We start from the raw sequence: 12,391 nt of genomic DNA, 5'->3' as shown, positions 1-12,391 counted from the left end.
GGCGCCTACGCGCTCCGGCCGAACACGCGCTGGAAGACGTCGTCCATGTGGCGCGTGTGGTAGCCCGGGGAGAAGCAGTCGGAAATCTCCTCGGGCGTCATCATCTTCCGCAGGTCCTCGTCCGCGAGCAGGGCCTGCCGGAAGTCGAGTCCTTCCTCGTACAGCTTCATCGCGTTGCGCTGGACGATGACGTAGGCCGCCTGCCGGTCCATGCCCTTGCGCGCCAGCTCCAGCAGGAGCCGCTGCGAGTTCACCACGCCGCCCAGCAGGTCCAGGTTCTTCTTCATCTGCTCCGGGTAGACGCGCAAATCTTCCATCAGCCGCGCGAAGCGGATGAGCATGAAGTCCGCGAGGATGGTGGCGTCCGGCCCGATGACGCGCTCCACGGACGAGTGGGAGATGTCCCGCTCGTGCCACAGCGCCACGTCCTCCATGGCGCTCACCGCGTAGCCGCGCAGCAGGCGCGCCAGGCCGGTGAGGTTCTCCGACAGGATGGGGTTGCGCTTGTGCGGCATGGCGCTGGAGCCCTTCTGCCCCGCGGTGAAGGGCTCCTCCGCCTCGCGCACCTCGGTGCGCTGGAGGTGGCGAATCTCCACGGCGAACTTCTCGATGCTGGAGCCCAGCAGCGCCAGCGCGGTGAAGAACTCCGCGTGCCTGTCTCGCTGCACCACCTGGCTGGAGGCCGGCGCGGGCTTGAGGCCCAGCTTGCGGCAGACGTGCTCCTCCACCGCGGGCGGCAGGTGCGCGAAGGTGCCCACCGCACCGGAAATCTTCCCCACCGCGATGCTCTCACGCGCGTGCGAAAGGCGCGTGCGGGCGCGGCGCAGCTCGTCGTACCAGATGGCCAGCTTGTGGCCGAAGGTGATGGGCTCCGCGTGGATGCCGTGGCTGCGGCCCATCTGCAGCGTGTGCTTGTGCTCGAAGGCGCGCTTCTCCACCGCGGCCATGACGCGGTCCAGGTCCTTCAGGATGAGGTCCAGCGCGTCACGCAGGGTGAGCGCCAGCGACGTGTCCAGCACGTCCGAGGACGTCATGCCCAGGTGCAGCCAGCGCGCGCTGGGCCCCACCCGCTCCTCCATGAAGGTGAGGAAGGCGATGACGTCATGCTTGGTGGTGCGCTCAATCTCCTCGATTTTCGCCGCGTCCTGGGACGTGAAGTCACCCGCGCGGGACAGGCAGTCCTGCAGCGCCTCGCGAGGCGCCAGCCCCGCCTCCACCATGCCCTCCAGGGCGGCGAGCTCCACGTCGCGCCAGCGGCGGTAGCGGGCCTCGTCGGACCAGAGGGAGGACATCTCCTGACGGCTGTATCGCGGAATCACTCGTAGACCTTCACGGCAAAGTCCCGCCGCGCCGCGAGCCGGAGCAACTCCAGCACGGCGTCGGAGGACGGGTCCAACTTCCTGACGGCGGTGAGATTGAGGGACAAGTCCAGCCCCTCGGGCTGAACCACCGCCAGCGCTCCTGGATTCACCTTCTCGTGGATGATGCGGTTGGCCAGCCGCCCGGCCTGCTGGCCGATGGCCGTGGGGCCTGGCGACAGCGCCAGCGTGGCCCCTTCCTTCACCTGGCTGGACGTCAACGCGGCCAGCGGCACCCGGTGCACCGTCGCGAAGGCGATGAGCGCCTTGACGACCGCCGCGTTGCCCACCGTCTTGTCCGCCACCATCAGCAGCGCGTCCACCTTGCCCACCGCGCCGTCCAGCGCCTTCTCCGCCCGCCCGCCCGCCTCCAGCTCCAGCGGGAGGATGGACATCCCCTTCGAAGCCGCCGCCGCGCGGGCCTGCGTCACCGTCCCCGAGGAGAAGCGCGGGTCGTGCAGGATGCCCACGCGCTTCACCTTCGGCGACATGGCCTTCAGCGCCTCCAGCTCCGGCCCCATGTCACTGGTGAGGGAGATGCCGGTGACGTTGGCGCCGTCCAGCCCGTACTTCTCGTAGTAGGGCACCATGGCGAAGAGGACGGGCACGTCCTCGCCCAGCGAGCGCCGGGCGGCGTTGGCGGCCAGGGGCCCCAGGGCCAGCACCAGCGCGGGCTTCTGTGCCGCCAGCTTCTTGAAGAGGCGCGCGGCCGCACCCGCGCTTTCGTCCAGCATGACCTCCTGCACCTCCGCCCGGGCCTCCGCCGCGAAGCCGGCGATGACGGAGGCATACGGCGCCAGGTTGGCGGACTTCACCGCCACCACGCGAGGCCGGGCCGGCTGCTGCGCCACGGCCACCACCGGCAGCAGCGCGACGAGGAGCGCGGCGACGCAGCCTCTCATTGCCGCACACCCGCGCAGCACCGGAACCCCACCGAATTGGAGCGCGCCGTGGGCACGCCGTTGCTCCGCGCCGAGCAGCGGGACGCGGGCTCTGGCTGGTCGAAGGCGCCGCCCTTCAGCGCGTAGCCCTGGCCACTCACGCGGGTGGCCGTCCACTCCGCCGCGTTGCCCGCCAGGTCCATCACCGCGTAGCCCGACTTGCAGCGCGCGAAGCGTCCAGCGGCCGCCAGCCCGCCCGGGGCCGCCGCGGTGTTGCACGCGCCCGCGTCCAGCGCCTCGCCGAAGGGGAACCGCGAGTTGCCCGGACCCTTGCATGCCTTCTCCCACTCTTCCTCCGTGCAGAGCCGCTTCCCCTCGCGCTCACACGTCCCCCGCGCCTCTTCCCAGGACACGGCCACCTTCGGCACCGCGCCGGCCTGGTTGGGGTACTCGTATTCATCCACGCAGAAGGAGGGCACCTGGATGCTGGCGACGGGGCGCTCGTCCGCGGCGCCCAGCGTGTCGTCCTCGTCGCGGCCCATCTTGAAGGCGCCGCCGCTCACCAGCCGCATGCCCGCCGGGCAGCCGCCCACCGGCGCCGTCAGCGCGGCCGCGCCCCCTGGCACGGGCGCCGTCGTCTCGCCCCCCTTGCCGCCCAACTTGTGCGCCAGCTTGATGGCCAGGAAGCCGCCACCCGCGCCCACCGCCAACCCGCCCACCACGAGCAGCACCAGCCCCCACGAGGAGCGCTTGGGCTTCGCCGCGCGCGTGGCGGGCCTGGTGAGCACCGCCCCCCGAGGCGCGGCGCGCGGACTGGAGACCTCCGACGGCTCGCCCTTCTTCGCGCCGGAGCGCGAGCCCGGGTCCGACACCTCCGAACCCCGGCGGCGGCGCACGCTGGAGTCCTCGGCGGACCGGCCGCGACCGCGGCTGCCCGTGTCCTCGGCGCCCGCCTCGCGGGACCGCGACGACGACTCTTCCTGCGCGCCTTCGCGAGCCCGCGAACGGGAGCGGCCCACCGCGGGCGCCGCGTCCAGCGTCGGCGCGGCCGGGCGGGCTGCTGGCACCGCCGGCGCCTCGTCCAGGGTCATCGCGGCGCCGCGGTCGTCCGTCACCGCCGGCGCATCCACCTGCGTCGGCGCGGCGGCCCGGCTCAGCGACTCCGCGGCCTCCTGCGATTGCGAGGCGCCCCGCTCACCCGCGTCCTCGGGCTCCCTCCGCACTGGCGCGGCGCGTGCCGGCACGGGCGGCGACGACGGCGGCCGCGAGGCAGCGCCCTGCGCCGTGGGAGCCGCCTTCGCGGCGGCGGGCGGCGCGATGAAGGGCAGTGCCTGCTCCGTCAGGTGCTGCGGGGCGGCGGCCGGCTTGCCACGGCCCATGATGGCGGCCAGCGACGCCGCATCCAGCGGCTGCGTGGCGTCCACCGGCGGCAGGTCCGGAAGCGGCGCGGGAGGCTTCGGCGCCGCGACCCCCGGCGGGGGTGGCAGGTCCTCCTCCATCACGGCGGGGAGCATGCCGGTGGGCACCGGCGGCGGGGGCCGGGCCGCCTGCCTCGCCGCGTTCGCGGCCGAGGAGCCCGGAGGGGCCGGCAGGCTCCGCGCGCGCGACAGCACCGCGGCCGGCGTGCGCGAGAGGATGCCGGTGAACTCGGTGGCGAACTCGCCCGCCGTCTTCGGACGGACCAGCGGGTTGAAGTTGAGCGCGCGCCGGTACAGCGCCTCGATGGAGGTCGGCAGGTCCGGGTGGTGCATCGTCAGGCCGGGGATGACGCCGTCCTCGGGCACGAGCCCGGTGAGCAGCTCCCCCACGATGACGGCCAGCGAGTACACGTCGATGCGCGTGTCGAGCTCGCCCCCGCCCACGTACTCTGGCGCGATGTAGACGTCCGCGCGCTGGCCCTTCTGCGCCTGCACGAAGGGGAGCTGCGGCACGGCCAGGCCCAGGCCGTAGTCCGTCACCTTGAGCAGGTCCGGCAGGACGATGACGTTCTCCGGCTTGAGGTCGGAGTGCGGCCCGAAGCGGTGCGCCGCGTCCAGGGCCGCCGCCATCTGCGCCAGCAGCGGCTCCACTTCCTTCAGCGAGAAGAGCTGCCCCCGCGCGCTGCGCTGCTCCAGCATCCGGCGCAGCGTCATCCCCTCCAGGAGCTGCATGGTGACGAAGGGCCGGTCCCCATCCAGCCCCTCCTCGTACACGCGCAGGAGGTTCGGGTGGTTGAGCTTCTTGGCCACGCGCATGGACAGCGCGAACTGGGTGCGCTCCTCCGGCTGCTGCACCAGGCGCGGGTGCACGGCCTTGAGCGCCACCTCGACGTCGATTTCCTCGTCCTGGGCCCGGAAGACGAAGCCCATGGGCCCGGAGCCCACCACCTCCTGGATGGCGTAGCGGCCCGCGACGACGTCCCCTGGTTTGTAGGGGGCGCCGTCCGCGCCGCGCCGGCGGGACGCTCCGGCGGGCGGGCGCGCCGAGGCATCGTGCTTCAGCCCGCAGGTGGGACAGGTGTCTTGAGAGGCAGGAACGAGGCTGCCGCAGCGGTAGCAGAGCAAAGCTGGCGTACTCCAGGAGGCAGTCGGGGGCCCACCTCGGGGGAAGGCCCAGCCTCTTATTCTGCACGCTCCCCTGTCATCAAGGAACGCCAAGCACGGAAGTCAGCGGCTAGCGCCCCGTGGAACCAAAACCATTTCCACCCCGGGAGGTTTCCTCCAATGCCTCCACCTCCTGGAGGACGACGGGCGGCACCGCGGCCACCACGAGCTGGGCCACGCGGTCGCCCCGGCGCAGGGTGAAGGGCTCGTTGGAGAGGTTGACGAGGACCACCTGCACCTCCCCCCGGTAGTCCGCGTCCACCGTGCCGGGCGCGTTGAGCAGGGTGACGCCATGCCGCAGCGCCAGCCCCGAGCGCGGCCGCACCTGGCCTTCGTACCCGGCAGGTAGCGCCAGCGCGAGCCCGGTGGGCACCGCCAGCCGCTCCAGGGGGCCCAGCACGCGCTCCCCATCGATGTCCGCGCGCAGGTCCAGGCCCGCGGCCTGCGCCGTTTCGTAGCGGGGAAGTGGCAGGGGCTCCGCATGGGTGCGCACGCGGCGCACCTTCACCGTGACGGGGGAAGACATGCGTCGGGAACTAGCACAGCTCCACCCGCCTGGTGCCACGGCGACGTGACAACCGCGCGCGCCCGAGTGGACGGCGTGCGCTGACAGAGCGCCCCGCCCGCGCGCGCCGTGAAGCCCCTCAGGGCGCGGCGTCCTTCGCCACGGCCCGCAGGGCGGTGCGGAACTTCAGCGGGTCCATGGGCCGCGCCGCCAGCTCCAACTGGTAGTGCAGGTGTGGCCCGGTGGAGCGGCCCGTGTTGCCCGAGCGCGCCACCAGCGCCCCGCGCGTCACGCGCTGCCCCACCTTCACCAGCAGCTCCGAGTTGTGACAGTACGCCGTCGTCACGCCCCGGCCGTGGTCCACCACCAGCACGCGGCCGTTCACCGCGTCCTCGCTGGCGCGACGGACGACGCCGTCCGCCACCGCCACCACGGGCGTGCCCACCGGAACGCCCAGGTCCACACCCGTGTGCAGCTTCCGCCGCCCCAGCACCGGGTGGAAGCGCTCGCCGAAGGGGCTCGTCACCCGGGCCCCTTCATGGACGGGCCACGCCAGGCCAAAGGCGGTGGCCAGCGCCAGGGCCTGCGCGGCGCCCACGGACGCGTCCTCGAAGCCCGGAGGGAGCTGGCTCGACAGGCGCTCCAGCGTGGGCGCCCCACCCTCCGCCGACACCCGCTCCAGCGCGTAGCGCGCGGGCACGCGGCCCGCGAAGAGCGCCGTCAGGCGGGCTTCTTCGTCCGGAAAGTCCTTGGCCAACGCGACATGCAGCGTGCGCGCGGCGCCAGGGCCGGAGTGCGCATCCAACAGCGACGCGGCGGGGACGCCCAGCTCCGCGGCCAGCTCCAGCGCGGGCTGGCGCGCTCGCGGCCGCGCCCCCTTGAGGGACAGGTGGGTGCCCCAGGCCAAGGCCTCCGCGTCCGTGAGCGCCCGCGACAGCGGCACGTCGGGGGCCACCATCGGCGGGGACAGCGAGGTGCCGCTGACGCCGTCGTAGTACGCGAGCAGGGGCCGCGCGCTGCTTCGCGTCCCCGAGGCCCATGCGGCGGCCTTGCGCAGCAGCGCGCCCGCTGGCGTGTGGTGGTACGCCGCCCACACGCAGAGCGCCGCCATGCAGAAGTCCAGCAAGCCTTTCGCGCGACGCGGGAACATGGGCACCTACCGGAAGAAGGACAGCACGGGCGTCGCGTCCACCACCGCCGCCACCGCCAGCGGCACCACCACCGCGCAGCCCACCAGCCCGCGCCGCCAGGCCTTCCTGCCCCCGGCCTCCTCGCACACCGCGTCCGCGTGCTGCAGGTTGCGCAGCACCGCGCGCCAGCCGAGCGAGGCGAGCACCCCCACCAGTCCGGCCACCGCCAGGACCCGCGCCACCACGTCCGAGGCACCGTCACCGAACAAGTCTCGCCAGGAGAGGTACACCGAGCCCTGGATGAGCTTCGCCACCGCGCACGCGCCCGCCAGCACCACGGCCGCCGTCGCCAGGGGCCGCAGCCAGCGCATGGGCGTGGGCTTGCGCAGGCACCGCTGCCACAACTGCCGCCACGTCGGGCGCGAGGTGGACCGGGGCTCCAGCACCACGCGCCAGGCCTCCGCCGGAGCGGGCGCGGCCGACTCCCGGTAGCCCAGCGCGGGCAGCGCCAGCACCACGTCCGCGGCCAGCTCCCACGCGAGCGCGAGGAAGCGCGCAATCCGGGTGCGCTGCTCCAGCGACACCCACTCCACCCAGGACGCCGTCAGCGAGGAGCGGCCCACGAGCGCGTCGAACCCCGCGTCCACCCGGTCCACCAGGGCCAGCAGCCGCTCATCCAGCGTGTCCGCCGCCGAGTGCACCCCCACCGCCACCAGCGCGACCAGGCCCAGCGGCATGAACGCCCAACGGAAGGCCCCCAGGAAGCGGGACACATCCGCCAGGAAGGGCGTGGACGGCGACGCCGGTGGTGGTCGAGGTGGCAAGCAGGCTCCCCCTTGAGGACGGGGCCCGCACCTCAACGCACGGCCCGCCTGTAAGGCTCTAAACCAGCTCGGCCTGAAACGAAAACACCCCCTCCCGCGCGGCGGCGGAAGGGGGCGTCAGCAGCGCCGGGCGCTCACGCGGAGTGAGCGGCCCGGGCCTTCGGGCACCCACTAGGCCTTGGCGTCCGGCTGCGTCGGCGCCGGAGCCGCGGGCTGCGCGGCGGCCTCACCCGCGGCGGCGGCGCCCTGCTGCGCGGCGCGCTCCGCCATGGCCTCCTTGCGAGACAGGCGGATCTTGCCCGTCTTGTCGATGCTGACGACCTTCACCAGCACCTCGTCGCCCTCGTTCAGCACGTCGGAGACGCTCTTGACGCGCTTGTCGGACAGCTCGGAGATGTGGATGAGGCCGTCGGTGCCCGGGAACAGCTCCACGAAGGCGCCGAACTCGGCGATCTTCCGCACCGTGCCCGTGTAGATCTTCCCGATTTCGGCCTCGCGGGTCAGCGCCTGAATCATCGCGATGGCGGCCTTCACGGCCTCGCCGTTCGCGCTGGCGATGTCCACGCGGCCCGAGTCCTCGATGTTGATGGCGGCACCCGTGCGGGCGATGATGTCCTTGATGACCTTGCCGCCCGGCCCGATGACGTTCTTGATGAACTCGGGACGAATCTGGATGGTGGTGATGCGCGGCGCGTACTGGCTGATCTCCTTGCGGGACTCGGCCAGCGTCTTGAGCATCTCGCCCAGGATGTGCAGACGGCCCTGACGCGCCTGCTCCAGCGCGCGGCTCATGATCTCCGTGGTGAGGCCGGTGATCTTGATGTCCATCTGGATGGACGTGATGCCCTTCGAGGTGCCGCACACCTTGAAGTCCATGTCGCCCAGGTGGTCCTCGTCACCGAGGATGTCGGAGAGGATGGCGATCTTGTCGCCCTCCTTCACCAGGCCCATGGCGATACCGGCCACCGGGGCCTTGAGCGGGACACCCGCGTCCATCAGCGCCAGCGTGCCGCCGCAGACGGAGGCCATGGACGAGGAGCCGTTGGACTCCAGGATGTCCGACACCAGGCGCACCGTGTACGGGAAGGACTCGCTCTTCGGCACCATGTTGCGCAGCGCGCGCTCCGCCAGCGCGCCGTGGCCGACTTCACGGCGGCCCGGGCCACGCAGCGGCTTCGTCTCGTTCACGCTGAACGGCGGGAAGTTGTAGTGCAGCATGAAGCGCTTGAACGCCATGCCGCCCAGCATCTCCAGGCGCTGCTCGTCATCGCTGGTGCCCAGCGTGGTGACGACGAGCGCCTGCGTCTCGCCGCGCGTGAAGACCGCGCTGCCGTGGGTGCGCGGGAGCACGCCCACTTCGCACGTAATCTGACGGACCACGTCGTGGCCACGGTCGCCGATGCGGCCACCGTTGACCGTCATCTCGCGCATGTGCTCGTACTTCAGGTCCTCCACCACCGACTTGGCGTGCTTCTCCACCAGCGGGGTGTAGCCGTCGCCGAGCTGCTCCTTGAGCCTGGCGAGCGTCTCCTTCTTCGTCTTGGAGAGCGCGTCGTAGCGGGCGGCCTTCTCCTTGATGCCATAGCCGGCCTTGATGCCGTCCATGGCCAGCTCGCGCACCTTGGCGCGCAGGGCCTCGTCCACGGCGGCGGGCTTCTCGAAGGAGCGGACCTGCTTGTTCAGCTCGCGCCGCAGCTCGTCCTGCAGGTCCAGCGCGGGCTGCGCCATCTTGAAGCCGAAGTCCAGCGCCGCGACCATGTCGGCCTCGGAGACCTCCTCCGCGCCACCTTCCACCATGACGATGGCCTTGCGGCTCACCGCCATGATGAGGTCCAGGTCGCTCTGCTCGCGCTGCTTCGCGGTGGGGTTGGCCACCAGCTCACCGCCGACGCGGCCCACGCGGATGCCGGCGATGGGGCCGTCGAACGGGATGTCCGACACCCACAGCGCCGCGGAGGCGCCGGTGATGCCGTGGATGTCACCCTCGTTCTCCGGGTCGGACGAGATGACGCTGGCGATGACCTGCGTCTCGTACGCGTAGCCCTCCGGGAACAGGGGACGGCAGGAGCGGTCGATCAGGCGGCTGGCCAGCGTCTCCTTCTCCGTGAGGCGGCCCTCGCGCTTGAAGTAGCTGCCGGGGATGCGGCCGGCCGAGTACAGCTTCTCCTGGTACTCCACCGTCAGGGGGAGGAAGTCGATGTCCTTCTTCTCCCGGGCGCTCACCGCCGTCACGAGCAGCATGGTGTCGCCATAGCGGACCACCACGGAACCGTCGGCCTGCTTCGCCAGACGGCCCACTTCAATGCTCAGCTCGCTCTCGCCAATCTTGACGCTCTTCTTCAACATGTCCGTGCCTCTGGATTCTTCATGGCGAAGACCCCACCGCGCGCACCCGGCCTTGGGAAATAGGCCCGGCACCCCGGGAGGGCCCTCGGGGTGGTTGAGCGGTCACCCGCGCCTCAAGACAGGCGCCAATTGAGGCAACCGCCAGCATGTACTGCGGAGGGCGCTTGCGGAGCGCCGGAGGGATGTCTCGGAACTTTTGATCCCTGATCGCAGGAGCCGACCGTGGTCAGCCCCTCCGAACGGAAACCAAAACCTCCGCAGCCACCACTCCCTCGCCCGCCTCCACCCACCGCGCTTCGACTGCTTCACTTCACTTCCGTTACCGCCTACGTCCTAAACGCGCGGGGCGCTGGTTTCTGCCAGCGCCCCGGGTCCTGCTCAACTGCCTACTTGCGGATGCCGAGGCCGTCGATGAGCTTCTTGTACCGCGCGACGTCCTTGGACTTCAGGTAGTCCAGCAGGCGGCGGCGCTGACCGACCAGCTTCAACAGACCGCGGCGGGAGTGGTGGTCCTTCTTGTGCGTCTTGAAGTGCTCCGTGAGCATGGTGATGCGCTCGGACAGCAGCGCCACCTGCACCTCGGGGGACCCCGTGTCCGTCTCGTGGGTCTTGAACTTCGACACCAGCTCCGACTTGCGCTCCTGATGCAGCGACATTCGACTCTACCTTGCCCGCTCCGGTGGAGGTTGCTGCTCGCGTCACCGCGGTCCGCGGAGGGGTACAGACCGGGTTCGTCCTTCTAACGAGCGGGGGGCTTATAAGCTTCACCCCCCGTGGGGTCAACCTTCGACGCCTGCCCGCCCGTCCCGGAAAGTCCGGGAGCGTGAGCTGACGTACAGCCGCAACCCCGCGAAAAGTCCCGGCGCTACACGAGGACGCGCAGATAGCGCAGGCGGCCGCCCGTGACTTCGGCCACGGCCAGCAGCGCGTCGTCCGGGCCCATGACGCGCACCCGGCCCGCATTTCCGGCGGGGACCTCCACCGGGACGCCGTGGGAGACGCGTTTGGCGTCGGCGGCGCTCACGCGCACCTCCGGAAGGTCCACCAGGGCCTGCGACATGGACATGAGGCGGCCCGCCAGCGTGCCTGCCTTCAGCAGGTCCGGCAGGTCCGCCAGCGGCAGCGCCTGGGTCAGGGAGAACGGGCCGCTGGAAGTGCGCCGCAGCGCCTCCAGGTGCGCGCCACAGCCCAGCGCCCGGCCCACGTCCTGGGCCAGGGTGCGCACGAAGAAGCCCTTGGAGCAGCGCACCGAGAGCTGCAGCCGCTCCGCGGAGAAGTCGCGCAGCACCAGCTCGTACACCGTCACCTGGCGGGCGGCGCGCTCCACCTCTTCTCCCGCCCGGGCCAGCTCGTACAGTCGCTTCCCGCCCACCTTCACCGCCGAGTACATGGGCGGGACCTGGTCGAAGGTGCCCCGGAAGCGCGCCAGCGCGGCCTCAATCAAGGCGGGCGTCAGGGCCGGCACGGGCGCCTGCGCCGTCACCTGCCCCTCCGCGTCCAGGGTGTCCGTCTCTGCGCCCAGCCGCACCGTGGCGTCGTAGGCCTTGTCGCCCTCGGTGATGAAGCCCGCGACCTTGGTGGCTTCCCCCAGGCAGAGCGGCAGCACGCCGGTGGCCAGCGGATCCAACGTCCCGGTATGGCCTACCTTCTTGATGCGGAGCAGCGAACGCACCTGGCGGACCACGTCGAACGACGTGGGGCCGGTGGGCTTGTCAATGACGAGGACGCCGTCCATGGCACGCCAATCGTGGAGGCCCGGGCCTGGACCTACCAGCCTTCCTTGTTGCGGACTTCGCGCAGCAGCCGGTCAATCTTGTCACCCTCGCCGACGGATTCGTCGAAGGAGAAGAAGATTTCCGGCGACACGCGCAGGTTGACGGCGGACGTCACCTCGCGGCGCACGAAGCCCTTGGCGGCCTCCAGGCCCTTCTGGGTGTCCGCGCGCTCCTGCTCGCTGCCCATCATCGAGTAGAAGACCCGGGCCACGCGGAGGTCCGGGGAGACCTTCACGCCCGTAATCGTGATGTAGCCGATGCGCGGGTCCCTCAGCATGCCCCGGGTGAGCAGGTCACCAATGGCCGCCTGGATTTCCTGCCCCACGCGCTCCGGTCGGGAATGCGTCGTCATTTCTTCTCCCAGTCTCGCGGGTTGCGCAGGGAGCGGGCCCGAGCCCGCGCCTCGTCGAACGTCATCCGTCCACCGCTCGACGGAGACGGGCGGCTGGCGCCGCCATCCATGCCGCCTTCATGGCGGCTCTCCCACTCCCCCAGCCCCTCGGCTTCCGCGAGCGACGAACGCTCGCCCCGCAGGAACCGGGCAATGGCGGCCTCCGAATGCGCCGCCGCCTGCTCGGGGGAGAGGTCCAGCTCCTCCGCGTCCTCGTCCACCGCCCGCGCCGAGAAGGCCCCGCGGGCGGCCGCCTGGCCGCTCGCGAAGAGCTGGTCCCCGAAGCCGAGGATTTCCGTCTCTCGCGACAACAGCGGGGCGACGTACATCTCCTCGACGGAGTGGATGATCTTCTCCAGTTGCTCGTCCACGTGGCGCCGCTCGTTGCCCACCACCGCGAGCGCCAACGAGGCCTTCTGCCAGAGCTCCTGGTCCTCGACCTCGGCCACGGCCACGTTGAAGCGGGCCTTGAGCCGGTCCATCACCCGGCGGAGCACCTGCCGCTTGGACTTCAGCGAGCCGCTGTCCGGAATCTGCAGGGTGAGGCGTGCGACACCTACGAACATGAATGTCCCCCTCGCCACGGGTAGCCCCGCCCG

General features: G+C 71.4%; 11 protein-coding genes. All 11 read right to left on the bottom strand.

Annotated features, from left to right (window positions below; all coding sequences use genetic code 11):
- Positions 1–5 precede the first annotated feature (5 nt).
- The 11 genes from purB to MYMAC_RS10670 all read right to left on the bottom strand — a co-directional run bounded on the left by purB (position 6) and on the right by MYMAC_RS10670 (position 12,358).
- Entirely contained in the window at positions 6–1,319 is a 1,314-nt protein-coding gene (gene purB, locus MYMAC_RS10720; RefSeq protein ID WP_013938677.1) for an adenylosuccinate lyase, read from the bottom strand.
- The gene (locus tag MYMAC_RS10715) at positions 1,316–2,260 is read right to left on the bottom strand and encodes an ABC transporter substrate-binding protein (protein WP_204817506.1); all 945 of its coding nucleotides are present in this window, start codon (positions 2,258–2,260) and stop codon (positions 1,316–1,318) included. Before MYMAC_RS10715 ends, purB begins: the two co-directional genes overlap by 4 nt.
- Entirely contained in the window at positions 2,257–4,782 is a 2,526-nt protein-coding gene (locus MYMAC_RS10710) for a protein kinase domain-containing protein (protein WP_095958015.1), read from the bottom strand. The genes MYMAC_RS10715 and MYMAC_RS10710 overlap by 4 nt, the downstream gene beginning before the upstream one ends.
- A 109-nt stretch (positions 4,783–4,891) precedes the next feature.
- Positions 4,892–5,347 carry a dUTP diphosphatase gene (gene dut / locus MYMAC_RS10705; RefSeq protein WP_013938674.1) on the bottom strand — a complete coding sequence of 152 codons (456 nt, stop codon included), beginning with the start codon at positions 5,345–5,347 and terminating at the stop codon, positions 4,892–4,894.
- 118 nt (positions 5,348–5,465) lie between these two features.
- Entirely contained in the window at positions 5,466–6,476 is a 1,011-nt protein-coding gene (locus MYMAC_RS10700; protein ID WP_204817504.1) for a M23 family metallopeptidase, read from the bottom strand.
- Between the two features lie 6 nt (positions 6,477–6,482).
- A complete protein-coding gene (locus tag MYMAC_RS10695) occupies positions 6,483–7,280 on the bottom strand; it encodes a hypothetical protein (protein ID WP_095958013.1) in 798 nt (265 codons plus the stop codon).
- 171 nt (positions 7,281–7,451) lie between these two features.
- The gene (pnp, locus tag MYMAC_RS10690) at positions 7,452–9,626 is read right to left on the bottom strand and encodes a polyribonucleotide nucleotidyltransferase (RefSeq protein WP_095958012.1); all 2,175 of its coding nucleotides are present in this window, start codon (positions 9,624–9,626) and stop codon (positions 7,452–7,454) included.
- 386 nt (positions 9,627–10,012) lie between these two features.
- On the bottom strand, positions 10,013–10,282 hold the full coding sequence (gene rpsO, locus MYMAC_RS10685; protein WP_002636433.1) for a 30S ribosomal protein S15: 270 nt from the start codon (positions 10,280–10,282) through the stop codon (positions 10,013–10,015).
- Between the two features lie 209 nt (positions 10,283–10,491).
- Positions 10,492–11,361, bottom strand: a complete 870-nt coding sequence (gene truB / locus MYMAC_RS10680; protein WP_095958011.1) for a tRNA pseudouridine(55) synthase TruB — start codon at positions 11,359–11,361, stop codon at positions 10,492–10,494.
- Between the two features lie 32 nt (positions 11,362–11,393).
- A complete protein-coding gene (gene rbfA, locus MYMAC_RS10675) occupies positions 11,394–11,753 on the bottom strand; it encodes a 30S ribosome-binding factor RbfA (protein ID WP_013938669.1) in 360 nt (119 codons plus the stop codon).
- Positions 11,750–12,358 (bottom strand): DUF503 domain-containing protein, encoded by a 609-nt coding sequence (locus tag MYMAC_RS10670; RefSeq protein WP_013938668.1) that lies wholly within the window; start codon positions 12,356–12,358, stop codon positions 11,750–11,752. The genes rbfA and MYMAC_RS10670 overlap by 4 nt, the downstream gene beginning before the upstream one ends.
- Between the last annotated feature and the right edge of the window lie 33 nt (positions 12,359–12,391).

Source organism: Corallococcus macrosporus DSM 14697, assembly GCF_002305895.1.
Lineage (GTDB): Bacteria > Myxococcota > Myxococcia > Myxococcales > Myxococcaceae > Myxococcus > Myxococcus macrosporus.
The sequence above is the reverse complement of the archived record's forward strand: the minus strand, read 5'-3'. Positions and strand labels throughout refer to the sequence as shown.

Coding starts and splice junctions, on each gene's coding strand:
- MYMAC_RS10715 (WP_204817506.1), bottom strand. CDS start 2,260: ATGAGAGGCTGCGTCGCCGCGCTCCTCGTCGCGCTGCTGCCGGTGGTG.
- dut (WP_013938674.1), bottom strand. CDS start 5,347: ATGTCTTCCCCCGTCACGGTGAAGGTGCGCCGCGTGCGCACCCATGCG.
- MYMAC_RS10700 (WP_204817504.1), bottom strand. CDS start 6,476: ATGTTCCCGCGTCGCGCGAAAGGCTTGCTGGACTTCTGCATGGCGGCG.
- pnp (WP_095958012.1), bottom strand. CDS start 9,626: ATGTTGAAGAAGAGCGTCAAGATTGGCGAGAGCGAGCTGAGCATTGAA.
- rpsO (WP_002636433.1), bottom strand. CDS start 10,282: ATGTCGCTGCATCAGGAGCGCAAGTCGGAGCTGGTGTCGAAGTTCAAG.
- truB (WP_095958011.1), bottom strand. CDS start 11,361: ATGGACGGCGTCCTCGTCATTGACAAGCCCACCGGCCCCACGTCGTTC.
- rbfA (WP_013938669.1), bottom strand. CDS start 11,753: ATGACGACGCATTCCCGACCGGAGCGCGTGGGGCAGGAAATCCAGGCG.
- MYMAC_RS10670 (WP_013938668.1), bottom strand. CDS start 12,358: ATGTTCGTAGGTGTCGCACGCCTCACCCTGCAGATTCCGGACAGCGGC.